We start from the raw sequence: 26,472 nt of genomic DNA on the forward strand, positions 1-26,472 counted from the left end.
CGCGGCACGGCGCCGCCCGTTGAGAGACAAGGAAACCGTCCATGCCAGACAAGCCCCGGCCAAGCTGTTCGCGCCTGCCCATCGCCATCGACCTGCCGCCGCTGCTGGCGGCTCTGGACCGGGTGGAGCCCGGGGCCTGGCAGCATCATTTCAACAGTGGCTACTACGAAGGCGACTGGAGCGGCGTGGCGCTGATTTCGGCGGTCGATGCCCCCTTGCCGCTGGCTCCCGGCCATGGCGCGCCCCGCGCCAGCGACTGGTGGCAGCAGGAGGCAGCCTGGCACCAGCTGTTGGGCGTCTTCCACAGCAGCGTGCGCAGCGCGCGCCTGCTGCGCCTCGGGCCCGGGGCGCGGATCCACGAGCATTGCGATCCCGACCTGGGGATGCCCGGCGGCGATCTGCGCCTGCACGTGCCACTGCGCAGCGCGGAGGCGGTGGAGTTCCTGCTCGACGGCTTGCAGGTGCCGATGCGTCCGGGGGAATGCTGGTTCCTCGACCTGTCGCGACCCCACCGGGTGGACAACCCCAGCACGCAGGCGCGCATCCACCTGGTGCTGGACTGTGCGCCCGAGCCCTGGCTGCTGGCGCTCGTCGAGCAGGGGCTGGAGGGCACGCCTGAGCTGCTGCCGGGCCGCGCGGTGCGGGCATTCCTCGAGTTTCGTCGGCGGGTGGAGCAGGATGCGGCCCTGGCGCGGCGCCTGCGCGAATGCGTCGATGCCCAGGCCTTCATCCGCGAAGCCATCCGCCAGGGTGAAGCCGCGGGCCTGTGCTTCGCCGAGGCGGAAGTGCGGGCGGCGATGCGCCAGGGGCGCCAGGCCTGGAGCGAACAATGGACGGTACGATGACCTGCGCAACCCTGGATGGCTGGCTGCCCATCCGCATCTGGCCGCGGGACGGCGAATGGCGGGTGGACTGGTGCTGGTTCGGTGACCGGGCGCCGACCCGGCCGTTCTTCCGCGACGACGTCGAGCAGGCGCTGCGCCTGCCGTTCAACCAGGCGTTTCGCCGCGAGACCGCCGTCGACGCCTTGCTCGACTGGCGGCGGGCCAGCCCGGGACTTGCGCCCGGCGTACTGATCTTCCATGCCTCGCGCTGCGGTTCGACGCTGCTGGCGCAGATGCTTGCCGGGTTGCCGCGCCACACCGTGCTTTCCGAACCGCCACCGCTGGATGCCGTGCTGCGCGCGCATTACCGCGACCCCGGCGTGGCCGGGCGGCAGGCGGACTGGGTGCGCGCGCTGTTTTCCGCCTATGGCCAGCGCCGCCTGGGCGGGGAAGGGCGGCTGCTGGTGAAGCTCGACGCCTGGAACGTCTTCGAGGCCTCGCTGCTGTGCGGGCTGTACCCGGACACGCCGCGCCTCTTCCTCTATCGCGACCCGCTGGAGATCGTCGTCTCGCAGTTGCGCCAGCCGGGCATGCAGCGGGTGCCGGGGCTGCTGGGGCCATCGGGGCTGGATGAGGCGCTGCCGGGCGGGCAGGACATGCCGATGCTGGAATACAGCTGCCGGATGGTCGGTCAGATCCTCGAGCGGGGTTTGCGCCTGTGCCGGGAGGAGGGCGGCATTGCGCTGAACTACACCGAGCTGCCTGGCGCGCTCTGGGGCCGCCTGGGCGGATTGTTCGGGGTGCGCGAGGCCGACCTGGCACGGCTGCAGGAGATCGCCGCGGTCGACGCCAAGCAGCCGTCGCAGGCCTTCAGCGCGGACAGCCTGCACAAGCGCGAGTCCGCGACAGAAGCGGTCCGCGAGGCGGTACGGCGCTGGGCCCAGGAGCCTTATGACAGGCTGGAGGCTCTGCGCCTGTTGAATTCATACGAGTGATTGAGAAAAAGTTTACGTTTCTTTCAGTAAATACTGGCGATACGCCTTCAGCATCGGATAGGCTTCCAGCGTTCGGTTCAACACAAAAACGATAACGGATGTGGCTCCCGAAGAGGGGCCGTCGCAAGGATGCACGACGCCATGCCAACTTTCGAGTTGCAGCTTCGCCCTCTCGTGGACGCCGATCAGGCGTTCCTGCGTGCGCTATACGCCTCCACCCGAGCCGGCGAGATGGCCCAGGTCGATTGGGTCCCGGCAGCTATCGACGCCTTCCTTTCCCAGCAGTTCGACGCCCAGCACAGCTACTACCAGGCGCATTTCCCCGATGCGGACTATTGCGTGATCGAGGCCGGTGGCCAGTCGGTCGGCCGCGCCTACCTGTTCTGGGGGCCCGAGCACCTGCAGATCATCGATCTCGCCCTGCTGCCCGAGGCCTGTGGCCGCGGCATCGGCGGCGCGCTGCTGCGCCAGTGGCTGGGGCGGGCCGACGCGCAAGGCCTCAGCGTCGGCCTGTACGTGGAGAACTACAACCCGGCGCAACGCCTCTACCTGCGCCACGGGTTCGTCGTCGAGGGCGAGAACGGGGTCTACCTGAAGATGCGGAGGCCGGCTTCCGGCAGCCGTCCGACCAGCCACTGAAGGCCAGGAATCACGCATGTATCCGATGCCCACCCGCGAAGCGCTGCAGCAGGCCACGGGGAAGACCTTTCAACTGTGGATCGATGCCGCGCAGACGATAGACGTGGAACTGCTGGAGGTCATCGACGGCATTGCGATGAGCCCCGGATACCAGTGTTTCTCCGCGCACTTCGCGTTGCCGTCCGGCCTGCGCGCCGAACAGGCGGTGTTCCGCGTGTCGCCGCCGGGCGACGAAGGCTGGCTGCTGCTGATGAGCCCGAGCCTGCCGGACGAGCACGGGCGCCAGGTATTGCAGGCGGTGTTCCACATGGAGAACCCCGCATGACGGGGTTACCGATTCCGGCGGGCGCAGTGCCCGCCCCAATAGCGACAGGCAAGGGAGAGGCAGGCAATGAGTGATCCGTTCCTCGGTGAGATCAAGATGTTCGGCGGCAATTTCGCGCCCAGGGGCTATGCCCTGTGTTACGGGCAGACTATGAGCATTGCGCAGAACGCTGCGTTGTTTTCCATCCTCGGCGTCACCTACGGCGGGAACGGCGTGCAGACTTTCGCCCTGCCGGATCTGCGTGGCCGCAGCCCGGTCGGCTTCGGGCAGCAGCCTGGACTGAGCCCTGTGGACCTGGGGCAGGTCGGCGGCGGCGAGGCCATCACCCTCACCATCAACAACCTGCCGGCTCACGCCCATACGGTCACGGGCACGGCCTCGGTTTCGATCCCCGTAGCCACGACCGAGGGCACCAGCATGTCGCCCTCGAACACCAGCGTCCTGGCCACCACCGTCGACAACACCGCTGGCGCCGAAGTGAAGGTGTATGCCCAGGCGCCGGGCAGCACCACGCTGGCGCCCTTCAACGCCAACGTCACCGGCCAGACCGCCTCGGTCGGCAACAACATGCCGGTGGCTATCCGCAATCCCTTCCAGGGCATCAACTTCATCATCGCCCTGGAAGGGATCTTCCCGAGCCGTAACTGAGGCACGGGGCAGCAACACCAGGGTTTCGGACAGGCGCCGGCAACGGCGCCCGTTCCGCAACGTAGTTCAGGCACTTGCCCGTCGGCAGGCCAGGGGCACCGGTCCCCAGCCGCCCAGGCGGCACTCCGTTCGAGGTCAGCATGGCATTCTGGAAACGCAACAAGACTGGCGGCAAACCAACCAGCCATGCGCACAGGGCCTCGCTCATCCAGGCACTCGAACCGCGCATGATGTTCGACGCCTCGGTGCCGGTGGTGGCCGACCAGGCGGCGCAGGCGGTCGAGGCTGCCGGCCAGCACGACGTCGCGGGCAAGGACACTGCCGCAGCGCCGGCCTCGGCGGCAACGGCAACCGAAGCCCGGCATGAGGTGGTCTTCGTCGACGGCAACGTCCAGGACTACAAGCAACTGACCAGCCAACTGCCCAAGGGCAGCGAAGTGGTGGTGCTGGACCCGTCGAAGAACGGCCTGCAGCAGATGGCCGACTACCTCAAGGGGCGGACCGACCTCGACGCGATCCACCTGATTTCCCATGGCGGCGAAGCCAGCGTGCAGGTGGGCTCCACGCGCCTGACCCTGGACAACGTCGATACCGCCAAGGCCCAGCTCGAACAGATCGGCGCCAGCCTCGGTGCCGACGGCGACCTGCTGATCTATGGTTGCGATGTCGGCAAGGGCGCGGACGGCTCGGCATTTCTGGCCAAGCTGGCCGGCTACACCGACGCCGACGTGGCGGCCTCGACCGACTGGAGCGGTGATGCCGACAAGGGCGGCGACTGGGTGCTGGAAGCCGCCACCGGCGCCATCGAGAGCAAGTCGGTGCTGGCGGGCGTGAGCTACGACCACGTGCTCAACACGCTGAATGCCGGCGACATGGTGGTGCTCGGCTGGAACGCGCTCACCGACACCGTGACCCTGGCGACCCTGGTCGACATCCCCGCCGGCACGGTCATCAAGTTCACCGACAAGGGCTGGGACCAGGCCTCCGATGCCTTCACCACGAGCTCCACGGGCGACGGCACCGTCACCTGGACCACCACCGGCACCATCGCCGCCGGCACCCGCCTGCAACTGTTCTTCGGTGGTTCCGACCAGGCGACCACCCTGACCAACGTCACTACCGGCATCGACCTCAGTTCGCAGATAAGCGTGACCCCCTACACCATCACCGACCCGCTGAACCTGGCCGGCGATGGCCTGTTCATCTACCAGGACACGGACAGCAACCCCTACTTCATCTTCGGCTTCAACAACTCCGCCGGAGCGGTCGACGCCAACGGCTGGAACACTTCGATCGCTGTCACCCTGCGCGATTCGATGCTCCCCGACGGCGTCAACAGCCAGAACGCCCTGAGCAATGGGATCAACGCGGTCGGCATCCCCGGCGGCGGCTCGCTGGAGCTGGACAACATCCAGTACACCGGCCCGACCACCTCGGCCGACCGTGCCACCTGGCTGGCACGGGTGACCACCTCGGCCAACTGGACCGGCGACAACAGCGGCAGCATTGCCACCAGCGTCGGCTCCGTGGTCAGCCTGAACACCGCGCCCGACCTGCTTTCCGTCGTCTTCACCGACAGCAACCTGAACGCCGGCGAGACCTCCGGTGTCACCTTCACGTTCAACACCGCCGTCACCGGTTTCACCACCGCCGACCTGACCGTGCCCAACGGTGTCATCAGCGAGTTGAGCTCCAGCGATGGTGGCGTCACCTGGAGCGGGATCCTCACCCCCAACACCGGCGTCACCGATGCCAGCAACGTGATCACCGTCAACCTGGGCGGGGTCAACGCCGTGCAGGGCGGCCTGGCCGGTTCCGGCACGAAGGACTCCGGCAACTACGCCATCGATACCCTGGTGCCCTCCGTCAATTCGGTTTCCTCGTCCACTGCCAACGGCGTCTACAAGGCAGGCGACGTCATCTCGATCCAGGTCTCCTTCAACGAGGCGGTCACGGTCACCGGCACCCCGCAACTGACGCTGGAAACCGGCGCCACCGACCGGGCGGTCAGTTACGTCAGCGGTTCCGGCACCTCCACCCTGACCTTCAACTACACGGTCCAGGCGGGGGACAGCAGCGCCGACCTCGATTACCTCGCCAGCAACGCCTTGTCCCTCAATGGCGGCAGCATCCGCGATGCGGCGGGCAACGATGCCACCCTGACGCTCGCCAGCCCTGGCACAGCCGGGTCCCTGGGGGCCAACAAGGCTATCGTGATCAACTCGGCACCCAGCCTGGGCAACCTCAATGGCGACAGCGTCGCCTGGGCTGGCGTCGGCAGCAGCGTGACGCTCGACGTGGGCGGCAACGCCACCCTCAGTGACACCGAGTTCGGCGCGCGCAACGCCGGCAGCGGCGACTGGAGCGGCGCCAGCCTCACGGTGCAGCGCCCGGGCGCTGCCGTTTCCACCGACAGCTTCGACTTCAACACCAGCGACGCCTCGTTCACGGTCAGCGGCAACAACCTGCAGGCGGGTGGGCTGACCTTCGCCACGTTCACCAACAGCGGCGGCGTACTGACCATCACCTACACCAGCAGCGGCACCGCGGCCACCACCGCGCTGGTGAACGATGTCGCGCGGCACATCACCTACCGCAACGACACGCCGTCCGGCGATACCAGCATCCGCTTCACGCTCAGCGACGGCAGTTCCAGCGCGAGCGCGGACGTCGTTGCCAGCAGCGATTTCATCTACGTCACCAATGCCACCGACACCGCGACCATCGACCCCGGCAACGGCGTCAGCTTCAGCGAGGCGGTAGCTATCGCCGCGGCCGATGCCACCGGCAGCCAGACCATCGTCTTCAGCAGCGCCCTGGCAGGGCAGACCATCAACCTGGCCGGCAACCTCAGCATCGGCGAGAGCCTGACGCTGGACACCGATGCGGCGAGTGGGCTGTTGATCACCGGCGGAACCATCAGCCTCGGCGGCGGCACCACCCTGACGCTGAGCAACGGCGCCGGCGACACTGTCACCCTGGGCAGCGCCCTGGCCGGCAGCGGTGCGTTGAGCAAGACCGGCAGCGGCACCCTGGGGCTGACCAGCGCGAGCAACGAGGCGGGCATGTCCGGCGGCATCAACGTCGCCGGCGGCACCCTGCAGATCTCCAGCGACGACCAGCTTTCCTCCGGCACCCTGACGCTCAATGGCGGCACCCTCAGCAACAACGGCGCATCCTTCACCGTCGACAACGCCGTCGTGCTCGGCGGCGCCGGCGGCACCCTGGCCATCTCCGGCGGCACGGCGACCCTGGCCGGGGTGGTTTCGGGCGGCGGCAGCCTGACCAAGACCGGCAGCGGCACCGCCATGCTGGCGGGCAGCAATACCTATACCGGCGACACCATGGTGGCCGGCGGGACGCTGGCGCTCAGCGGCGGCAATGCCATTGCCGATGTTTCCAGCGTGACGGTGAACAGCGGCGCCAGCCTGTCGCTGTCGTCGAATGAGACCCTGGCCGCGCTGGCCGGCGCCGGCGCGGTGCAACTTGGCAGCAATACCCTGACCGTAGGCGGCGCCAACCTGAGCACGACCTTCGCCGGCTCGATCAACGGCAGCGGCAGCCTGGCCAAGACCGGTACCGGCACCTTCACCCTCAGCGGCAGCAGCGGCTATACCGGCGCCACCTCGGTACAGGGCGGTACCCTGATGCTGAACGGTTCGCTGGCGGGTAGCAGCCTGAGCGTGCTCTCCGGCGCGACGCTGGGCGGCACCGGCACGGCGACGCTGGCCGGAGCTGTGGTGATCGCCAGCGGCGGCACGCTGTCACCCGGCAATGGCGGGGCCGGCACCCTGAGCATCAACGGCAACCTGATCATGAACAGCGGCTCGGTCCTGCAGGCCGAGATCAACGGTAGCGCCCCGGGCAGTTATGACCAGGTATTGGTCAACGGCCTCGTCTTCCTCAGCAGCGCGGCGACCCTATCGGTCAGCCATGGCTACCCGGCGGGGTTGGGCGACAGTTACGCGGTGATCGTCAACGATGGCAGCGATGCCATATCCGGCACCTTCTCCGGCCTCGCCGAAGGCAGCACCGTCCTGGCCGCCGGCAATGGCACGGAACTGACGGTCAGCTACGTTGGCGGCACCGGCAACGATTTCATCCTGGCCGGACCTGTCAACCAGGCGCCGGTGATCGACAACCTGGGCAGCGGCCCTGTCAGCCATACCGAGGGCGGCGCGGCGGTACTGCTCGACGCCGCGGGTTCCGCCACCGTCAGCGACAGCGACTCCAGTGATTTCAACGGCGGCAACCTGACTGTCTCGATCACCGCCAACCGGGCGACTGGCGAGGATCTGCTGGGCATCCTCGACCAGGGCACAGGCACCGGCCAGATCGGTGTCTCAGGTAACAGCGTGACCTATGGCGGCGTCGTCATCGGGACCTTTGCCGGCGGCTCCGGCAGCGACGACCTGGTCGTCACTTTCACCAGCGCCAACGCCACTGCGCAGGCGGTGCAGGCACTGATCCACGCCATCACCTACCGCAACAGCAACCTGAACGACCCATCCACCGCGACGCGTACCCTGAGCCTCACCGTGAACGATGGCGACGGCGCCACCAGCAGCGCCGCCAACCTCACGCTGAACGTGGTCGGGGTGAACGACCCGCCGAGCCTCACCGCTACCGGCAGCGCGCCGACCTACGTCGAGAATGGCTCGGCGGTCTCCCTGTTCGGCGACGTGGTCATCAGCGCCGGCGAAAGCGGCCAGTCGATCACCGGCATCGGCCTGAGCGTCAGCGGCCTGCGCGATGGCGGCAACGAGATTCTGCGCATCGACGGCACCGATGTCGCGCTGGTCAATGGCAACGCCCTGACCACCACAAATGGCATGAGCGTGACGGTGTCGGTCAGTGGCAGCACCGCCAGCGTGACCATCGGCAAGGCCGGCGGCATCAGCACGAGCGATGCCCAGAACCTGGTGGCCGGGCTCAGCTATCGTGTCCTCGGCGACACCCCCGGCGCCGGCAGCCGCGTGGTGACGCTGACGCATATCCAGGACAGCGGCGGCACCACCAACGGCGGGATCGACACGACCAACCTGGCCGTGGCCAGCAGCGTGAACGTGGTGGCGGTCAACGATGCGCCGCAGATCACCGCGCCTCTGGCCTATTCTTCCAACGAGGACACCAGCCTGGCGCTGAGCGGCATCAGCTTCAGCGACGTGGATGCCGGCAGTGGCACCATGAGCGTGACCTTCAGCGTGCCCAGCGGCGCCTTGTTCGCCCTGGGCGGCGCTGGCGTGACAGTCAGCGGCACGGGCAGTGGCCAACTGACCCTCGGCGGCAGCCTGGCGGACCTCAATGCCTTCATTGCCGGCAACAACCTGACCTATATGCCGGCCGCCAATTTCAACGGCAGCGTGCAACTGACCATCGGCATCGACGATGGCGGCAACGGCGGTAGCGGCCCGGCCGATGCGCTGAGCGCCCTGGCGAACGTCAGCCTCACGATCAACGCGGTCAACGATGCGCCGACCGTCAGCGTTCCGGGGGCGCAGAGCGTTTCTTCACTCGGCAGCCTGACGTTCAGCGACGCCAACGGCAACGCCATAGTGGTGAGCGATGTCGACAATGCGGACAGTGGTTTCTTGCTGAGCGTTTCCGTCAGCCATGGTTCCATCCTGTACTCCGGCATGCCCTCTCAGACCTGGTCAACCGCTGGGCCCCTGTCCGGCCTGAACGCTTTCCTGAACGGCCTCGTTTACCAACCCACTAGCGGATACCAGGGCAGCGATACCCTGGTGGTCACGGTCACCGACGGATCCGGGGGCACCACCACCACCAGCGTGGCCCTGCAGGTTCGCATCCCGAACCCGCAGGCGCAGGACGTCGTGGCCCTGACTCCGAACGGCACCTACAAGGCCGGCGACACCATCCAGCTGCAGGTGACATTCGACCAGAACGTGTTCGTCGACGGCACGCCAGGCCTGTTGCTGGAGACCGGACTGGTCGACCGCGTCGCGAGCTATTCCGGCGGCTCCGGCAGCAATGTGCTGACCTTCCTCTACACCGTGCAGGCCGGCGACGTAAGTGCCGACCTCGACGTCGCCGCCACTTCGGCGCTGCAGTTGAACGGCGGGAGCATCAAGAATGCCGGCGGTGACGTTGCCACGCTGACCCTGGCAGCACCGGGCGCCGCCGGCTCTCTGGGCGCCAACGCGAACATAGTGGTCGACGGCGTGGTTCCGCTGATCGGCAACGTCAGCGTGCCGTCCGACGGCATCTATCGCGCGGGGCAGAACCTCGACTTCACCCTGAATCTCAGCGAGGCGGCCATAGTCGATGGCACGCCGCGGCTCGCCGTGGATATCGGCGGCCAGACCTACTACGCCGACTATCTCTCCGGCACTGGCAGCAGTGCGCTGGTGTTCCGTCTCGGCGTGCCGTCGGGTCAGCTGGACAGCAACGGCATCAGCATCGGCAGCGTCGACCTGAATGGTGGCGGCATCCACGACATCGCCGGCAACGCTGCCAACCTGACGCTCAACAACGTCGGCGCCACCAGCGGCGTGCTGGTGGATAGCGTCGCCCCCTCGGCCAGCGGCATCGTTCGCGTCGATGCGTCGCCCAGCAATGGAACCTCGGTGCGCTACACCGTCACCTTCAGCGAAGCGGTGAGCGGCGTGGATGCTTCCGACTTCGTGCTGGTGGGCAGCCAGACAGCGAGCGGAGTCGTCAGCTCGGTCAGCACCGTCGATTCGCGCACCTATAGCGTGGTGGTGTCCGCCGTGGCCGGTACCGGCACCCTGCGACTCGACCTGGCCAACGACAACAGCATCAAGGACCAGGCCGGCAATGCCCTCAGCGGTGGGTTACAGGGCGAAACCTATGCCATCGACCACAGCGCTCCCCAGGTCAGCCTGGTGCTCGGCCCGGGAGATGGCACCTACAAGGCCGGCGACATCCTGGTTTTCTCTGTTTCTACCAACGAAGCGGTGCAGGTGAGCACCCAGGGCGGCATCCCGCGCCTGGCCTTCGTCATGGGTTCGGAAACCGTCTACGCCGACTATGTCGCCGGCTCCGGCGGTACCCAACTGGAGTTCCAGTACCTCGTGCAGGCGGGGGACAACGATGCCGACGGCATTACCATCACGTCCCTGCAGGCCAACGGCGGCAGTCTGAAGGACAGCGCCGGAAACGATGCCCTGCTGACGCTGAACAACATTCTTCCCAGCCAGAATGTGCGGGTGGATACCCTGGCGCCTGTCGTTTCCAGCGTCGATGTACCCGCCGACGGCACCTACAAGGCCGGTGACCTGCTCAGCTTCACGGTCAACGCCAGCGAAACGGTCACGGTGAACGGTTCCCCGCGCCTGGCACTGACCATCGGTTCCAGCACGGTCTATGCCGACTACGTTTCCGGCTCCGGCACTTCCACGCTGGTGTTCCAGTACCAGGTGCAAGCCGGCGACAACGATGCCGACGGCATCACCGTAGGCTCCATTGACGCCAACGGTGGCACCTTGCGCGACGGCGCCGGCAACAACTCCGTCCTGACGCTGAACAGCGTCGGCAACACCGCGGGCGTGTTGGTCGACACCAGCGCACCGGTGGTGACCGGCGTTGGCGTTCCGGCGAACGGTCATTACAACGCCGGCGATGTGCTGAACTTCACGGTCAATGCCAGCGAGGCGGTGTTCGTCAACGGCAGCCCGCGCTTGGCGCTGACCATCGGCTCCAGCACCGTCTACGCCGACTACGTTTCGGGCTCCGGTACCGGTGCGTTGGTGTTCCAGTACCAGGTGCAGGCCGGTGATACCGATGCCGATGGCATCACCGTGGTGGGCCTGCAAGGCAATGGCGCCACCCTGCGCGACAATGCCGGCAACGACGCCAACCTGGCCCTGAGCAACGTCGGCAGCACCGCCGGTGTAATCGTCGATACCTCCGCGCCGCTCATCGTCAGCGTCGACGTGCCTGCCGACGGCAGCTACAGGGCGGGGACCGAACTGACCTTCACGGTCAACGCCAGCGAAGCCGTACTGGTCGATACGAGCAACGGGATGCCGCGCCTGGCGCTCGACCTCGACGGCCGGACGATCTATGCCGACTACCTGTCCGGCTCCGGCAGCACGGCGCTGACCTTCCGCTACCAGGTACAGCCTGGCGACAACGATGCGGACGGTATCCAGGTGCTGCACCTGGAAAGCAACGGCGGCGCCCTGCACGACGCCGCGGGCAATGCCTTGCAACTGACGCTCGACGGGGTTGGCAGTACGCAGGGCGTGCTACTGGATACAACCGGCCCGACCGTGACGCTCGCCACCGGCCCCTACGCCGGCTACTACAAGGCGGGGGACGCGCTGAACTTCTCCATCACCGGCAGCGAAAACCTGCTGGTCGATACCAGCGGCGGCGTTCCGCGGCTGCTGGTGGAACTCGGCGGGCGCACCGTGTACGCCGACTTCGTCGCCAGCACCGGTAGCGGCATCAGCTTCCGCTACCTGGTGCAGCCGGGCGACAACGATGCCGGTGGCATCCGGATCCTCTCCCTGCAGGCCAATGGCAGCGCCATCACCGACGCCGCCGGCAACCCGCTGGACAGCACGCTCACCGCCCTGAGCGACACCTCCGGCGCCGTGGTCGACACCACTGCGCCCGGCGTGACGTCGGTTGCGGTCTACCATGACGGGATCTACAAGGCCGGCGACTCGCTGATGCTGATGGTCGGCTATAGCGAGAACATCCTGCTGGATACCAGCAACGGCGCGCCGCGCCTGGTGCTGGATATCGGCGGACGCACCGTCTACGCCGACTTCATCGGCAACTTCTCGTCCTACGGCATGTTCTCCTACCGGATACAACCGGGGGACAACGATGCCGATGGCATCCAGGTCGTCGGTCTCGAATCCCATGGCGCCGTCATGCGTGACCAGGCCGGCAACGATGTGCAACTGACCCTGCATGGCGTGCGCGACAGCAGCGCGGTGCTGGTCGATACCACCGCGCCGACGGTCACGTCGATCACCCGGGTAGATGCCTCGCCGAGCAATGCCGATGCCCTGGAATACGACGTCAGCTTCTCCGAGCAGGTCGCCTTCCTCGGCACCCAGGACCTCGCCCTGCAGGCCAGCGGCTCCGCCCACGGGCAGATTCTGTCGGTGGTGCAGCTCAACGACCTGACCTGGCGGGTCAGCGTGGGCGAGGTCGGTGGCGACGGCACTCTCACCCTATCGGTGCGCGCCAACGCAGTAGCCCGCGATGCGGCCGGCAACGCGCTGGCCACCGGCCTGACCGGCCCGAGCTACGCACTGGACCACAGCAACCCGCAGATCACCGCCGTGCAGTTGCCGGCCGATGGCCGCTACACGCCGGGGCAGACGCTGGAGTTCAGCGTCGACTTCAGCGAAGCGGTGCAGGTGGACACCCATTCCGGCGTGCCGCGCATCGCCATCACCCTCGACCGTGGCGGGGTGGTCTACGCCGACTACGTTTCCGGCTCGGGCAGCAGCCGGCTGGTGTTCGCCTATACCGTGCAGAGCGGGCAGGCCGATATCGACGGCATCCAGTTGGGCGACCAGATACTCGCCAATGGCGCACGCCCGAGTGATGCCGTGGGCAATGCCGCCAACCTGGCACTCGGCAGCCTGCCGTCGACCAGCGGCCTGCTGGTGCAGGGCTCGCTGAGCGACGGCGACCCGCAGTTCCGCGCCGAGCAGGGGATACAGCCGGCGCTGCCCGGGAGCATTCCCGGCGGCAGCGTGCCGCCGCCGCCGATGTCGCAGAGCCTCGGCGCGCCGACGCTCGGCCAGGCGCCGCTGCTGGACAGCAGCAACCGTGGCGCGGCGCAGTCGCTGCTCGGCAGCCTGTTCCGCGAGGGGCCGAGCCAGACGCAGATCGCACAGATATTCGCCAATGCCGGCAACAGCGCCTTCGGCGATGGCAGCGGGCATGGTTTCCTCGGCTTCGGTGGCGGCGATGCCGGCGTCTTCGGTTCGACCACGCTGGGAGCGATCTTCGGTGCCGCGCGGGAGGGCGACGAGCAAGCGCTGTCGGCCTTCGGCCCGCGCCAGGGCGATCTCGGCCAGGGGCTGCGGGGGATCTTCACTTCGTCCGGCTTCGGACAGCAGTTGCAGGAAATGAATCAGCGCGAGCAGCGCCAGGTCGCCGACCTGGCCAACGCCTTCGGCGAGCTCGGCCAGGAGCGGCCGGCCAGCTGATGGCGGGGCGTGAAAACAGCAGAAGCCGTACAGGGGGCGGCTCGACAACAATGAACAGGCATTTCCGATTCTTCAGCGTCAGCCTGCTGGCGCTGGCCATCAGCGGCTGCGCCGTGACCAGCGAACCGATCAGCCGCGCGATGAGCGAACAGCGTGCCCGCGACGATCTGGCCGGGATGTTCCGCACGCAGGAGCCGCTCACCGGCGAGCTGACGCTCAACGAGGCCACTGCGCGGGCGATCAAGTACAACCTCGAAGGCCGCCTGAAGGTCATGGAAGAGGCCCTGGCCCAGCGCCAGGTCGACCTCGCCACCTTCGACATGCTGCCGCGCATGGCCCTGGAGGCCGGCTACGCCGGGCGCAACAACGTCAGCGCCTCGTCGAGCAAGAGCGTGCTGACCAACCAGCAGTCCCTGGAGCCCTCGACCTCCCAGGACCGCGACCGCGACGTCGCCGACCTGACCATGGTCTGGAACGTGCTGGACTTCGGCGTCAGCTACGTCAGCGCCAAGCAACAGGCCGACCAGCGCCTGATCATCGAGGAGCGCCGGCGCAAGGTGCGCCAGACCATCGTCCAGGACGTGCGCTCGGCCTACTGGCGGGCGGTGGCCGCCGAACGCCTGCTGGGCCGTATCGATGGCCTGATGGCGCGCGTCGAGCAGGCCCGCAAGGACAGCCAGAACCTCAGCAGCCAGCGCATCGGCGACCCGGTCCAGGCGATGGGCTACCAGCGCTCGCTGATCGAGGCCACCCGCCAGCTGGAAGCGCAGCGCAAGGCGCTGTCGCTGGCCAAGACCGAACTGGCCACGCTGATCAACCTGGCGCCGGGCACCGAAGTCCGGCTGGCCATGCCGGCCGACGACTACCCGCTGCCGGAACTCAAGGTCGGCATGGACAGCCTGGAACGCGAAGCCCTGGCCTCGCGCCCGGAACTGCGCGAGCAGGACTACCAGGCGCGGATCAGCGCCGCCGAGACCAAGAAGGCCATGCTGCGCCTGCTGCCGGGCCTGGAGTTCTCCGCCGGCGGCCACTACGACAGCAACAGCTACCTGGTCAACCAGAGCTGGGCCGACTACGGCGTGAAGGTGACCTGGAACCTGTTCAACGTGCTCTCCGCCCCAGCCGCGATCAAGGTCGCCAAGGCCGGCGAGGATGTCGCCGCGGCACGCCGCCAGGCGCTGTCCATGGCGGTGCTGGCGCAGCTCTACGTGGCCAACGCCAACTACCAGGAGGCGCGCCGGCAGTTCCAGACCAGCGAAGAGCTGGCCAGCCTGGACGGGCAGATCACCCAGGAGTTGCGCAACCGCCGGCAGGCCCAGGGCATCGGCGAGCTGGAGCTGATCCAGGGCGAGCTGAACAACCTGCAGGCCGACCTGCAGCGCGACCTGGCCTATGCCGAGCTGCGCAACGCCTATGGCCAGGTGTTCGCCAGCGTCGGGCTGGATCCGCTGCCGGCGCAGCTGAAGTCCGACTCCCTGGCGGACATCGGCCAGGCCCTGGCCAACCGCGAAGCGCAATGGCAGCGCGGGGAGATCGCCGCGCAACCGCGCTGAGGCGCTCACGCCATCCCGATCGCCGGCTGCAGCGGGCCGGCGCTTGCCTTAGACTGCAGCCTCGCCTGTCATGTCGGAGGACACATGTACCGGGGAAGCTGTCTGTGCGGCGCCATCGCCTTCGTGCTCGAAGGCGAGCTGGCGCCCATCCAGGTCTGCCACTGCGGGCAGTGCCGCAAGGCCCAGGGCGGGCCTTTCGCCACCAACATCCCGGTGCGCCGCGAGGCCCTGCGCCTGCTGGCGGGCCAGGAGCAGCTGCGCGCCTTCGAGTCCTCACCGGGCAAGCGCCGCTGGTTCTGCGCGCGCTGCGGCTCGCCGATCTACAGCGAACGCGACGCCTTGCCCGGCATCCTGCGGCTGCGTGCCGGCACCCTCGACGGGGAGTTGCCGAGCCGTCCGGAGGCTCATTACCACGTGGCCTCGGCGGCCAACTGGTGGCCGCTGGACGACGACCTGCCGCGCCATCCCGCCGGCAAGCCCGGTTGAGCGCGGCGGCGAGGTTGTCATGTTCGTTGCGTTCACCGCGCGTTACCCTGTGGGCCGTTTGAGTGGCTGATCGTCAAGGAGGAACGATGTCGGCATCACCCGGCCATTTTCGCGTCATGGTGCTCGGTGGCTATGGCAATTTCGGCAGCCTGATCGTTCGCCGCCTGGCCGGCATCGACGGCATGCGCGTGCTGGTCGCCGGGCGCGACCGCAAGCGCGCCGGCCTGCTGGCCGCGGAGGTGGGCGGCGAGGCGGTGTGCCTGGACATGAACCAGCCGACCCTCGCCGGGCGCCTGCGCGAGCTGGGGGTGGACCTGCTGATTTCCACCGCCGGCCCGTTCCAGGCCCAGGACTACCGGGCGGCGCGCGCCGCGGTGGCGGCGGGGGCGCACTACGTCGACCTGGCCGACGCCCGCGAGTTCGTCTGCGCCATCGGCGAGCTGGACCGCGCGGCGCGCAGCGCCGGGGTGCTGGTGTGCGCCGGCGCCAGCTCGGTGCCGGCGCTCAGCGCCGCGGTGGTCGATGAACTGCTGCCGCGCTTCGCCCGCCTGGACGTCATCCACCACGGCATCAGCTCGTCGGCGAAGATTCCCGGCCAGGCCACCCTGGCGGCCGTGCTCGGCTACTGCGGCAAGCCGCTGCGCCAGTTGCGCGACGGTCGCTGGCAGGCGGTGTACGGCTGGCAGGACCTGGTCGCCCACCGCTTCCCGGCGCCACTGGGGCGGCGCTGGCTGGCCAACTGCGACGTGCCCGACCTGGAACTCTTCCCGCAGCGCTACCCGACGGTGCGCGAGGTGCGCTTCGGCGCCGGCCTGGGCCTGCGCAGCACGCATTTCGGCACCTGGGCGCTGTCCTGGCTGGTGCGCCTGGGCGTGCTGCGCGACGCCAGCCGCCTGAGCCCCTGGCTGCAGCGCCTGGCCCAGGGCCTGGAGCCGCTGGGCGACGGGCGCAGCGGCATGTTCGTGCGCCTGGAAGGCGAGGGCGCCGACGGCCGGCCCCTGCGCCTGTGCTGGGAGCTGCAGGCGGCCGACGACCACGGGCCGAACATCCCCTGCATGGCGGCGGTCGCCCTGGCCCGCAAGCTGGCGGCCGGGCGCCTGCCCCGGCGCGGCGCCACGCCCTGCATCGGCCTGCTGGGCCTGGACGACTACCTTGCCGAGCTGGAAGGCCTGAGCGTGCGCCATGGCCTGCGCGAGCTGGGGTCGGAGAGCGCCCGCGGCTGATACCCCGGAAGCGGTATGCGCGCCAGCGCCGCAGGCCCGTCCGCCGCCGGCTACTGATCCACGACAAGAAACGCGCCGGGCGCCCGCCCTAGACTCCGTGACCGCCCATCCCGCGAGAGGAGTCACCCATGCACGTGGATATCGCCATCGTCGGCGCCGGCCCCGCCGGGCTCTGCCTGGCCCGCGCCCTGTCCGGCCATGGCCTGTCGATCCTGCTGATCGAGCGCCAGGCCCGCGCCGCCCTGGCCGAGCCGGCGGAAGACGGCCGCGAGATCGCCCTGACGCACGCCTCGCGCAACCAACTGCAACAGCTCGGCATCTGGCCGCGGCTGGCCGCGCAGGACATCGCGCCGCTGCGCGATGCCCAGGTGCTCAACGGCCCCTCTCTATTCGCCCTGCGCATCGATGCCGGCCTGGCCGGCGCCGGCCAGCTCGGCCACCTGGTGCCGAACCGGGCGATCCGCCGCGCCGCCTTCGAGGAGGTGCAGGACTGCGCCGACGTGACCCTGCTCGACGGCCGCGCACTGCAATCGGCCAAGGTCGCCGGCGACCGCGCCCGGCTCACCCTCGACAACGACGAGCAACTGACCGCCGACCTGCTGGTGGCCGCCGACAGCCGCTTCTCGGAAACCCGCCGCATGCTCGGCATAGGCGCGCGCATGGAAGACTTCGGCAAGACCATGCTGGTCTGCCGCATGGCCCACGCCAAGCCCCACCAGCAGGTGGCCTGGGAATGGTTCGGCTACGGCCAGACCCTGGCCCTGCTGCCGCTCAACGGCGACGTCTCGTCGGTGGTGCTGACCCTGCCGCAGCACGAGATGGCCCAGGTGCTGGCGCTGGACGAGGCGGCCTTCGCCCGCGACATCGAGCGCCGCTTCGAACACCGCCTGGGCAGCATGGCCCTGCTCGGGCAGCGCCATTGCTACCCGCTGGTGGGCGTCTACGCCGACCGCTTCGCCGGCCCGCGCTGCGCGCTGCTGGGCGACGCCGCGGTGGGCATGCACCCGGTCACCGCCCACGGCTTCAACTTCGGCCTGCAGAGCGCCCGGCGCCTGGCCGCGGAAGTGCTGGCGGCCAAGCGCAAGGGCGGCGACCCGGGCGCCGCCGGCCCGCTGCGCCGCTACGCCCTGGCGCACCGCCTGGCGACCTGGCCGCTGTACCAGGCCACCAGCCTGATCGCTGGGCTGTACAACGACCCGCGCCCGCCGGCGCGCCTGCTGCGCAACGCCGGCCTGCGCCTGGCCCAGGGCCTGCCGCCGCTGCGCCAGGCCATCGCCCGGCACCTGACGCAGAACGCCTGACACACCGGCCTGGCCCGGGGGAGGGCGCGGGCCGCGATCCGAGAAAGAATGGGAGGAAAGACCATGGCCCTGACATCCGCCGACATCTGCGCCGCCGCCGATCGCCTGAAGGGCTTCGTCGGCTTCAACCGCAAGACTGGCAAGTACCTGGTGCGTTTCAGCGAGGACTCCTTCGGCCTCGACGTGGACGAGGACAGCATCGTCCCGGCCTGCGAGTTCGTCTGGGCGCAGAAGACCGGCGAGCTGATGACCCTCAGCCGCGAATGCCTGCAGATCCTCCAGGCGCAGAACATCGCCGAGCGCCTGGAGTTCGGTGAGGCGCTGCAGACCTACCTGCGACGCACCGACCTGCCGGAGATTTGCGCCCAGCGCCAGCTGAAGTAGCCGGTGCCGCCTGAAAGCTGGTCACGATCTCGCGAGCGAAAGCAGGCGAGGGAGCGTAATGCTGTTCATGGTTCAGCGAAGGCGGGAACGTAGGGCGTATAACCGTTCGCGGTTATACGCCGTTGGCCGTGCCACCGGGGCGTTCGGTGGGGCCGGTGAATCCGATCGCGGACAAAGTCCGCTCCTACGCCCATGCTTCCTGGAACCGTAGGAGCGGACTCCGTCCGCGATGGGGTTGGCTGGACAGGGGGGAATCAGGGAGCTTCGTGATTGCGCTTCATGCCGGACGGTCCCCTCTCAAGCGGGAGCGGAGTCAGGGTTGGCAGAGGTGTGGGGGCGGAGTTGAACGCGGGCGCAGATGTCGCCGGCCAGTTCGAGAGGTTCGCGAGCAAGCTCGCTCCTACGAAGAGCAAAAGCAAAAGCGCGTTTGCTCTTGGACTTCCAGAGAAACCTCCGCGCGCACCGGAACGCCCCTTCAGAAGGCCGAGCGAAACCGGCGCTCAGGAGGTCATGCGACATGGATGTCGCGAGAGCCCCGCGGGCTACAGGGACGTACCCTCGGGGCGGGCCTCCGTGGCGGGGGAGTTCGCGAGGGTAGCCCGGCTCCATCGGGCCCGTATGCGGGGCAAGCCTTTTTGGTTCCTTTTGTGGCGTTTGACAAAAGGGACTCGCCCGAGGGGGCGAAACAAAAAATCTCCGAACACTCGGTGCGGCGCGTTACACCAAGCAAGAAGGCAGCTGGGTTATTCCCCTTCGGGCCAGCGCAAGCGCTGTTCGCGATGGAGCCGCGTCCCGCGTTCGCGGGAATGACGGGTTAGAGATCGAAGCCCTAGCCCCACCCCACATGAAAATGCCGTTTCTCTCATGGAGAGAAACGGCATTCTTTCTTAAGTGAACAACATTACGCTCCCTCGCCTGCTTTTAACGCAGTTATGCCGACACGCAGCAGAGCGTGGACCGGCCCTCAGAGGAACATGCCGCCAGAGGCCTCCACCCGCTGGCCATTGATCCACCGGCTGTTATCGGCCAGCAGCGCCACCACGGCGCCACCGATGTCATCCGGCAGGCCGACACGCCCCAGCGCGGTGTTGCCGGCGATCTGCCGGTTGACCTCGGCGTTGTCGCGCACCAGGCCGCCGCCGAAATCGGTCTCGATGGCGCCGGGGGCGAGGATATTCACCGAGATGCCGCGCCCGCCCAGCTCCTTGGCCTGGTACCTGGTCAGCACCTCCATCGCCCCCTTCATGGCCGCGTAGGCGGCATAGCCGGGCAGGGCGAAGCGGGTGAGGCCGGTGGAGACGTTGAGGATGCGCCCGCCATCGGCGAGCAGCGGCAGCAGCTTCTGGGTGAGGAAGAAGGGGCCCTTGAGCTGGATGTTCAGCAACTGGTCGAACTGCGCCTCGGTGGTCTCGGCGAAGGCCGCGTGGATGCCGATGCCGGCGTTGTTCACCAGGTAGTCGAACTGCGGGCGGCCGAAGTGCTCCTTCAGCACGCTTTCCATGCGCTGGGCGAAGTCGGAGAAGCTGGCGCTGTCGGCGACGTCCAGGGGCAGCATCCGCACCCGGGCACCGTGCTGTTCGATCTCGTCGGCGACGATGCGGGCTTCGTCGGCCTGGCTGCGGTAGGTACCGATGATGTCGACGCCGGCTTCGGCCAGGTGCAGCGCGGCGTTGCGGCCCAGGCCGCGGCTGGCGCCGGTGATGAGGGCGATCTTGCGGGACATGGCGTGGCTCCTGTGGGGGTTGGCTTCGGGGACAAGGTTATTGTCCTGCTGGTTGCTGATAAACCTGGCGGAATCGGAAATACTGCTCGTCATAGCCGAACAATCCGCAGGCCCCGCCGCCCATGATCAAGCCCGAACTGTTGCGCACCTTCGTGCGCGTCACCGAACTCTCCAGCTTCACCCAGGCCGGCGAGCAGCTGGGGCTGCCGCGCTCCAGCGTTTCCGAGCAGGTCCAGGCGCTGGAGGAACTGCTCGGCACCCGCCTGTTGCAGCGCACCACGCGCAAGGTCCGGGCGACCCAGGACGGCCTGGTGTTCTACGAGCGTAGCAAGGAGCTGCTGGCGCAGATGGACGAGCTGCAGGGGCTGTTCCGCCGCGACGGCGAGGTGCTCGCCGGGCGCCTGCGGGTGGACATGCCGACCATAGTGGCGCGCAAGGTGGTGATGCCGCGCCTGGGCGAATTCACCGCCCGCCATCCGCAGCTGGAACTGGAAGTGAGCAGCACCGACCGCCGCGTCGACCTGGTGCGCGAAGGCTTCGACTGCGTGCTGCGCGTGGGCGGAGCCGCGGACGCCTCGCTGGTGGCGCGCCCGCTGGGCGGCTTCGAGCAGCTCAACTGCGCAAGCCCGGCCTACCTGCAGGCCTTCGGCATCCCACGCAGCCTGGACGACCTGGCCGGGCATCGCCTGGTGCACTACGTCCCCGTGCTGGGCACACGCCCGGCGGGCTTCGAATACCGCCGCGAGGGCAGGACGCACTTCCTGCCGATGGCCGGCAGCGTGACGGTGAACAACGCCGAGGCCTACGAGGGCGCCTGCCTGGGCGGGCTGGGCATCATCCAGGCGCCGCGCCACGGCCTGCGCGACTACCTGGCCGACGGCCGTCTGGTGGAGGTGCTGCCGGACCTGCGCCCGGCGCGGCTGGAGGTGACGCTGCTCTACGCGCACCGCCGCCAGCCGCCGCGGGTGCGGCTGTTCATGCAGTGGCTGCAGGGCCTGGTGGAGGAGGTGGCCGGCCTCTGAGCCGGCCGCGGGCAACCTCAGCTCGGCCAGTCCGAGTCGAGAATGATCCGGCAGAAGTCGGCGCGTTCGAACTGCGCGTCCTTCAGCGCCAGGACGTCGGCCTTGACGTTGCCGAAGGTGGTCTGCGGCTTGTCCTTTATGCCCTGGTAGAAGGCTTCGATGATGTCGTTCTTGAAATCGCCGCCGCGCGGGTGGGCGGCCACCACGGCGTCGCGCACGGCTTCGGGGAACTCGGCGTAGTCGATGCCCAGCACGTCCATCTCCACCCCGGCGGTGACCAGGGCGATCTCCGCGCGCATGTGCTGCGGGATGCCCGGCGTGGTGTGCAGGGCGATGGCGGTCCACACGGTCTCCACGTCGCGCTCGGCGATGCCGTGGCTGCGCAGGAACTCGGCGGCGCAGTCGGCGCCGTTCACCTCGAAGCGCTCGCACTTGCTGCAGTAGCGCGGCAGCAGGCCCATGTCGTGGAACATGGCGCCGGCGTACAGCAGCTCGGCGTCGTACTGCAGGCCCCGGCGCGCGCCGGCCAGCGCGCCCCAGTAGTACACCCGCGAGGAGTGGTGGAACAGCAGCGGGGTGGCGGTGTCGCGCACCAGTTCGGTGATCTCGCGGGCGAGCTGGCTGTCGGGGACTTTCACCCCTTGGATGTCGAGGGTCATGGCGGCCTCCTGGTGAGTGGTTGCGGCGCTGTGCTGCCGTGCCCCCATTGGAAGCCCGCGCCGCCTTGGCAGCAATCGATGCAGAGGATCGGATCCTGCCAAATGAAGCCGATGCGCTGCCAACCTTTGGTAAGCCTCTGCTGAAAATGACGTCATAAAACTGACGAAACTTGTTTCAGGTCAAACTAAAAGTCAGCTCTACGTCACATTCCTGCCGCAATCCATTAAGATGCCGCGCGTGCTGTCGCCGTATTGGTACTCGCCGAGCCGTCATCGTGTCCTTCGTTTCTCCCGCCCTTCGTCCCGCACTGCTGCAGCGTGCCCTGGTACTCACCTTGTGGGTGCTGGCGGCGCCCCTGTGCCTGGCGGCTTCCGGCGCCGCGGACGGCGACGGCGCGGCCCTGCGCGGCATGCTGCTGGGCATCCTCAGCTACGTGCGCTGGCCGCGGGAGCCGCAGACCCTGGAGCTGTGCGTGCTGGGCGAAAGCGAATACGCCGAGGCCCTGCTGCGCCGGGGCAGCCTGCTGCAGGCCAACGGCCGCCGCGTCGAGGTGCGCCGCGCGCAGGTGGACGACCCCGCCCTGGGCGAGCGCTGCAACGTGCTCTACCTCGGCCTGCTGGATGAGGCGCAGCGCCGGCGCGCGTTCGCCGGGGTCGCCGGGCACCCGGTGCTGTCGCTCAGCGAGCACGACCCCGACTGCAGCGTCGGCAGCGTGTTCTGCCTGGACTTCAGCGCCACGCCGCCGTCCTTCGCGGTGAACCTGGATTCGGTGGCGCACAGCGGCGTGCGGGTGCACCCCAACGTGCTCAACCTCGGCCGGCGGAGGGGCCAGCCATGAACCTGCCGCGCCTGACCGAGCGCCGCAGCACCCGGCGCAAGTCGCTGGGCCGCCTGCTGTACCGCGCGCACCTGGGGGTGGCCCTGGCCTCGGTGTGCATGGCCGGGCTGGCGGTGGCGGTGGTCGGCCTGCTCACCCTGCGCGCCTATGCCGAGCACAACCTGCACCTGATCGGCCGTTCGATGGCCTACACCGTCGAGGCCGCGGTGGTGTTCAACGACAGCGCCGCCGCCGAGGAGGCCCTGCGCCTGGTGGCCAGCACCGAGGAAGTGCGCCGTTGCGCCGTGTACGACGCCCAGGGCCGCCTGCTGGCGACCTGGGAGCTCGGCCACGGGGTGAGCGCGCTGCGGCATTTCGTCGGGCGCTGGTGGCTCAACCACGAGGAAGTGCAGCCTATCGTCCACGATGGCCGGCAGATCGGCGAGATCCGCCTGACCGGCTCCGGCGGGCGCCTGCTGACCTTCCTGATCACCGGCCTGGGCGGCATGCTCGGTTGCCTGCTGCTGACCGCCCTGGGCGCCTTCTACCTGTCGCGGCGCATGGTCAGCCGCATCGTCACGCCGCTCGACCGCCTGGCCCGGGTGGCCCACGCGGTGCGCCGCGACCGCCAGTTCTCGCGGCGCGTGCCCTCGGCGCGCATCGCCGAGCTGGACGAGCTGGGCGGCGACTTCAACGCGCTGCTCGACGAGCTGGAAGCCTGGCAGCAGCACCTGGAGCGCGAGAACGCCTCCCTGGCGCACCAGGCCAATCACGACAGCCTCACCCACCTGCCCAACCGCGCCTTCTTCGAGGGCCGCCTGAGCCGCACCCTGCGCGAACTGGCCCAGCGCGGCGAACAGGCAGCGGTGCTGTACATCGACTCCGACCGCTTCAAGGCGATCAACGACGAACTCGGCCATGCGGCCGGCGACCGGGTGCTGGTGGCCATCGCCGAGCGCATCCGCGGCCAGCTGCGCGACAGCGACCTGGTGGCGCGCCTGGGCGGCGACGAATTCGCCGTGCTGCTGGCGCCACTGCCGGACAGCCGCGCGGCGCTGCGCATCGCCGACGACATCCTGGCCAGCATGGCGGCGCCCATCGCCCTGCCGGACGGCAGCAGCATCAGCACCTCGCTGAGCGTCGGCGTGGCGCTCTACCCACGCCACGGGCGCACCCTGGCCGAGCTGCTGCACCGCGCCGACGGCGCCATGTACCAGGCCAAGCGCAGCGGCCGGGGCATGCGCAGCCTGGCCGGCGAGGGCGCGGATTCCAACACCGAGGACTACAAGGAGATAGCCCGTGATAGCCAAGCCCCTGAAACCTAGCCTGATCATCGGCCTGCTGCTGAGTCTGCTGCTGGCCGGCTGCCAGACGCCGCCCGCGCCGCAGAAGGGGCTGAGCGCCGAGCAGGTCGCGGCCCTCCAGCAGCAGGGCTTCCAGCTGGGCGACGAAGGCTGGGAACTGGGGCTGTCGAGCAAGGTGCTGTTCGGCAACAACGTCGACAGCATCGACCCGGCCAGCCGCGGCGAGGTCGAGCGCATCGGCCACGCGTTGCTGGCGGTGGGCATCGACAAGCTGCGCCTGGAAGGCCATACCGATTCCTACGGCGATGCGGGTTACAATCAGCAGCTCTCGGTGCGCCGGGCGGAGTCGGTGGCCCAGGTGCTGGCCGGCATCGGCATGCCCCGGGAGAATCTCGAAGTCATCGGCCGCGGCATGCAGCGCCCGGTGGCGGACAACAGCAGCGCCGCCGGGCGCATGGAGAACCGCCGGGTCTCCATCATCGTCCCGGCCGAATAAGGAGTCGCCGTGGAGCGGTCTTCGCCATTGGCAGCCTACCGCCTCGCTGTGAGCGAGCGGGGGTTCGTCGAGGATGCCGCGCAATGGCACGCGGCACAGCGCCTGGAGGAATGCCAGGCGGCCCTGCACCGTGGCGAGCGGCCGCTGGGCGTGTACCTGTGGGGGCCGGTGGGGCGCGGCAAGACCTGGTTGCTGGACCGCTTCCACGCCAGCCTGCGGGTGCCTGCGCGGCGCCAGCATTTCCACCATTTCATGCAGTGGGTGCACCGGCGCCTGTTCCAGCTGTCCGGCACCGCCTCGCCCTTGCAGGCGCTGGCCGCCGAACTGGCCGGCGAGGTGCGGGTGCTGTGCTTCGACGAGCTCTTCGTCAGCGACATCGGCGACGCCATGCTGCTGGGCGGCCTGCTGCAGGCCATGTTCGAGCACGGCGTGGTGGTGGTCGCCACGTCCAACCAGCCGCCCGAAGGGCTGTACGCCGACGGCTTCAACCGCGAGCGCTTCCTCCCGGCCATCGCCGCCCTGGAGCGCCACATGCAGGTGCTGGCCACCGACGGCGGCCAGGACCACCGCCTGCACCCGGGCGCGCCGGTGCAGCGCTACTGGCTGTGCCGCGCCGGGTTGCCCAGCGCCCTGGGCTACGTGTTCGCCGCGCTGGCCGGCAGCGGCAGCGAGGCGCCGCTGGCGCTGGGCAACCGCGAACTGGCCGTGGTGCGCCACGGCCGCGGGGTGCTCTGGTGCCGCTATGCCGACCTCTGCGAGCGGCCCTGGTCGGCCCAGGACTTCATCGGCCTGTGCGATCGCTTCCACGCCATCCTGCTCGGCGACATCCCCGAGCTGGGCGGCGAGCGTCGCGAGGCGCGCATCGCCCGCGGCACCGAGGACGGCGCGCGGCGGGTGGTGGCCGGCGACCGCCAGTTGCCGGCGTTGTCGGCCCGGGACGACGGCGTGCGCCGCTTCATCGCCCTGGTCGACGAATGCTACGACCGTGGCGTGCCGCTGTACCTGGAGGCCGAGGTGGCACTGGAGGCGCTGTACACCCAGGGCGGCCTGGAATTCCCCTTCCGCCGCACCCTGAGCCGCCTGCGCGAGATGCAGACCAGCCGCTTCGGCCGCTGAGCGGCGCGCGGGCGCGTTCGTCGGAGCTGTTCCAGACTTGTCGATTCCGCGTCCCGCCGGACGACGAGGAACAGGGCGCGGCCACGGTGGCCGCGCGCCCAGACGAGGAGACAGCCCATGTCCCGCATCCAGCGCATCACCCCCTGCCTGTGGTTCGACGACCAGGCGGAGCAGGCCGCGGCCTTCTACACGGCCATCTTCCCCAACTCGCGTATCGGCGCCATCAGCCATTACGGCGAGGCTGGCCAGGAAATCCACGGCCACTCGCCGGGCTCGGTGATGACCGTGGCCTTCGAGCTGGACGGCGTCGCCTTCACCGCGCTCAACGGCGGGCCGCTGTTCAAGTTCAGCGAGGCGCTGTCGTTGCAGGTGAATTGCGACAGCCAGGAGGAGATCGACCACTACTGGGAACGCCTGTCCGCCGGCGGCCCGGTGGAGGCGCAGCAGTGCGGCTGGCTGAAGGACAGGTATGGCCTGTCGTGGCAGATAGTGCCGGCCGTGCTCGCGGACTTGATAGCCGGCCCGGCGACGGCGGCGTCGCAACGCCTGATGCAGGCGCTGCTGGGCATGAAGAAGCTGGATATCGCGGCGCTGCGCGGGGCCTACGACGGGGCCTGAGCGGCGTACAACCGCGAACGGTTGTAGCAGGCGAGCATGGCTTCTCGTAGGAGCGAGCTTGCTCGCGAATGAGCCCCGCAGCGGAGTCTGTTCGCGAGCAAGCTCGCTCCTACGAAAATCGCCTCGGCGCACCCTTGCCCGCTCCTACATTGGAATGGCGCAGGTGGGCGGCGTA

The 26,472-nt window shown here is 68.8% G+C and carries 19 protein-coding genes; 17 read left to right on the forward strand and 2 right to left on the reverse strand.

What is annotated here, in order from left to right:
• Positions 1 to 41 precede the first annotated feature (41 nt).
• The 11 genes from M8R19_RS32220 to M8R19_RS32270 all read left to right on the forward strand — a co-directional run bounded on the left by M8R19_RS32220 (position 42) and on the right by M8R19_RS32270 (position 18,541).
• Positions 42 to 845, forward strand: a complete 804-nt coding sequence (locus tag M8R19_RS32220; protein ID WP_249920030.1) for an aspartyl/asparaginyl beta-hydroxylase domain-containing protein — start codon at positions 42 to 44, stop codon at positions 843 to 845.
• Positions 830 to 1,819 carry a sulfotransferase family protein gene (locus M8R19_RS32225; protein WP_249920031.1) on the forward strand — a complete coding sequence of 330 codons (990 nt, stop codon included), beginning with the start codon at positions 830 to 832 and terminating at the stop codon, positions 1,817 to 1,819. Before M8R19_RS32220 ends, M8R19_RS32225 begins: the two co-directional genes overlap by 16 nt.
• A gap of 231 nt (positions 1,820 to 2,050) precedes the next feature.
• On the forward strand, positions 2,051 to 2,458 hold the full coding sequence (locus tag M8R19_RS32230) for a GNAT family N-acetyltransferase (RefSeq protein ID WP_349654707.1): 408 nt from the start codon (positions 2,051 to 2,053) through the stop codon (positions 2,456 to 2,458).
• 16 nt (positions 2,459 to 2,474) lie between these two features.
• Entirely contained in the window at positions 2,475 to 2,783 is a 309-nt protein-coding gene (locus M8R19_RS32235) for a DUF6916 family protein (protein ID WP_074980897.1), read from the forward strand.
• Between the two features lie 66 nt (positions 2,784 to 2,849).
• Positions 2,850 to 3,431 carry a phage tail protein gene (locus tag M8R19_RS32240; protein ID WP_074980896.1) on the forward strand — a complete coding sequence of 194 codons (582 nt, stop codon included), beginning with the start codon at positions 2,850 to 2,852 and terminating at the stop codon, positions 3,429 to 3,431.
• A 140-nt stretch (positions 3,432 to 3,571) separates the two neighbouring features.
• A complete protein-coding gene (locus tag M8R19_RS32245) occupies positions 3,572 to 13,594 on the forward strand; it encodes a DUF4347 domain-containing protein (RefSeq protein WP_249920033.1) in 10,023 nt (3,340 codons plus the stop codon).
• Between the two features lie 50 nt (positions 13,595 to 13,644).
• Positions 13,645 to 15,147 carry a TolC family protein gene (locus M8R19_RS32250; protein WP_074980894.1) on the forward strand — a complete coding sequence of 501 codons (1,503 nt, stop codon included), beginning with the start codon at positions 13,645 to 13,647 and terminating at the stop codon, positions 15,145 to 15,147.
• Positions 15,148 to 15,231: 84 nt separating this feature from the next.
• Complete coding sequence (locus M8R19_RS32255) at positions 15,232 to 15,633, forward strand: GFA family protein (RefSeq protein ID WP_249920034.1); 402 nt, start codon at positions 15,232 to 15,234, stop codon at positions 15,631 to 15,633.
• A gap of 86 nt (positions 15,634 to 15,719) precedes the next feature.
• On the forward strand, positions 15,720 to 16,856 hold the full coding sequence (locus M8R19_RS32260; protein WP_249920035.1) for a saccharopine dehydrogenase family protein: 1,137 nt from the start codon (positions 15,720 to 15,722) through the stop codon (positions 16,854 to 16,856).
• A 128-nt stretch (positions 16,857 to 16,984) separates the two neighbouring features.
• Positions 16,985 to 18,157 carry a 5-demethoxyubiquinol-8 5-hydroxylase UbiM gene (ubiM, locus tag M8R19_RS32265; protein ID WP_249920036.1) on the forward strand — a complete coding sequence of 391 codons (1,173 nt, stop codon included), beginning with the start codon at positions 16,985 to 16,987 and terminating at the stop codon, positions 18,155 to 18,157.
• A 63-nt stretch (positions 18,158 to 18,220) separates the two neighbouring features.
• A complete protein-coding gene (locus M8R19_RS32270) occupies positions 18,221 to 18,541 on the forward strand; it encodes a DUF2025 family protein (protein WP_009621849.1) in 321 nt (106 codons plus the stop codon).
• A 964-nt stretch (positions 18,542 to 19,505) separates the two neighbouring features.
• Here M8R19_RS32270 and M8R19_RS32275 read toward each other — a convergent pair.
• Positions 19,506 to 20,264 carry an SDR family NAD(P)-dependent oxidoreductase gene (locus M8R19_RS32275; RefSeq protein WP_249920037.1) on the reverse strand — a complete coding sequence of 253 codons (759 nt, stop codon included), beginning with the start codon at positions 20,262 to 20,264 and terminating at the stop codon, positions 19,506 to 19,508.
• Positions 20,265 to 20,386: 122 nt separating this feature from the next.
• Here M8R19_RS32275 and M8R19_RS32280 point away from each other — a divergent pair, with 122 nt between their 5' ends.
• On the forward strand, positions 20,387 to 21,286 hold the full coding sequence (locus tag M8R19_RS32280) for a LysR family transcriptional regulator (protein WP_116424454.1): 900 nt from the start codon (positions 20,387 to 20,389) through the stop codon (positions 21,284 to 21,286).
• Positions 21,287 to 21,303: 17 nt separating this feature from the next.
• Here M8R19_RS32280 and M8R19_RS32285 read toward each other — a convergent pair whose 3' ends face one another.
• On the reverse strand, positions 21,304 to 21,945 hold the full coding sequence (locus M8R19_RS32285) for an HD domain-containing protein (RefSeq protein WP_116424455.1): 642 nt from the start codon (positions 21,943 to 21,945) through the stop codon (positions 21,304 to 21,306).
• Between the two features lie 275 nt (positions 21,946 to 22,220).
• Between M8R19_RS32285 and yfiR the strand changes: the two genes are divergently transcribed.
• From yfiR to M8R19_RS32310, 5 genes are all read left to right on the forward strand, one after another.
• Complete coding sequence (gene yfiR / locus M8R19_RS32290; RefSeq protein WP_116424456.1) at positions 22,221 to 22,784, forward strand: regulatory sequestration protein YfiR; 564 nt, start codon at positions 22,221 to 22,223, stop codon at positions 22,782 to 22,784.
• Positions 22,781 to 24,088 carry a diguanylate cyclase DgcN/YfiN gene (dgcN, locus tag M8R19_RS32295; protein WP_249920038.1) on the forward strand — a complete coding sequence of 436 codons (1,308 nt, stop codon included), beginning with the start codon at positions 22,781 to 22,783 and terminating at the stop codon, positions 24,086 to 24,088. The genes yfiR and dgcN overlap by 4 nt, the downstream gene beginning before the upstream one ends.
• Positions 24,063 to 24,563 carry an outer membrane lipoprotein YfiB gene (yfiB, locus tag M8R19_RS32300; protein ID WP_249920039.1) on the forward strand — a complete coding sequence of 167 codons (501 nt, stop codon included), beginning with the start codon at positions 24,063 to 24,065 and terminating at the stop codon, positions 24,561 to 24,563. The genes dgcN and yfiB overlap by 26 nt, the downstream gene beginning before the upstream one ends.
• Positions 24,564 to 24,572: 9 nt before the next feature.
• Positions 24,573 to 25,679 carry a cell division protein ZapE gene (zapE, locus tag M8R19_RS32305; RefSeq protein ID WP_249920040.1) on the forward strand — a complete coding sequence of 369 codons (1,107 nt, stop codon included), beginning with the start codon at positions 24,573 to 24,575 and terminating at the stop codon, positions 25,677 to 25,679.
• A 117-nt stretch (positions 25,680 to 25,796) separates the two neighbouring features.
• A complete protein-coding gene (locus tag M8R19_RS32310; protein ID WP_074980884.1) occupies positions 25,797 to 26,297 on the forward strand; it encodes a VOC family protein in 501 nt (166 codons plus the stop codon).
• Positions 26,298 to 26,472: the final 175 nt, after the last annotated feature.

The sequence above is a fragment of the Pseudomonas sp. R3.Fl genome (genome assembly GCF_023516765.1).
In the GTDB taxonomy this organism is placed as follows: Bacteria; Pseudomonadota; Gammaproteobacteria; order Pseudomonadales; family Pseudomonadaceae; genus Pseudomonas; species Pseudomonas citronellolis.